This is a genomic window from Aerococcus sp. HMSC10H05 (assembly GCF_001806975.1).
Taxonomy (GTDB): Bacteria; Bacillota; Bacilli; order Lactobacillales; family Aerococcaceae; genus Aerococcus; species Aerococcus viridans_B.
The window spans coordinates 1-588 of record NZ_KV786995.1 but is presented as its reverse complement, the minus strand read 5'-3'; the positions used below and the strand labels follow the sequence as shown (position 1 = coordinate 588).

1 pseudogene is annotated in these 588 nt (G+C 53.7%); it reads left to right on the top strand.

Going from position 1 to position 588, the window contains the following annotated elements:
• Positions 1 to 79: 79 nt before the first annotated feature.
• Positions 80 to 588 (top strand): annotated as a pseudogene (locus tag HMPREF3116_RS07000) (IS630-like element ISPsy32 family transposase); the annotation flags it as partial.

Genomic DNA, 588 nt, shown 5'->3' with positions numbered 1-588 from the left:
CTAGTGTACTGTCTCAAAAATAAATGCTCTGTAAAATCGTCTATGCTTGCTCGTTGATTACACCGTTGGAGGCAAAGAAATGAGCGCCCAAGATATCGTCCTGAGTCCTGAGGAAAGCGCCGAGCTGAGCCGTCGCACACGATCAGCCACCATCAGTCAGCGTGACGGTCGCCGCGCGAGGGTCATCCTGTTAGCTGCTCAAGGTTGTTCAAGGGTTGAAATAGCCCGCCTGGTTGGATTCTCTCTTCGCTCAGTCACTCTTTGGTGCAAGCGTTTTCAAGAACAGGGACTAGACGGTTTGATCGATAAGCCTGGCCGCGGACGTAAGTCATTCTTGCCGCCAGACGCTATGGCTCGAGTGCTTGAAAAAGTGGTTCAACCTCGTATTGGCCAGCCTCGCTGGAGCTGCCGAAGCATGGCGCAAGTCGCGGGTATTTCTCCGGCCAGCGTCCAGCGTATATGGGCTGCCAATGACATAAAGCCGCACCTGACTCGTACGTTCAAGCTGTCCAACGATCCCAACTTCGAAGAGAAATTCTGGGACGTCATCGGGTTGTATCTGGACCCGCCAGACAAGGCACTGGTGCT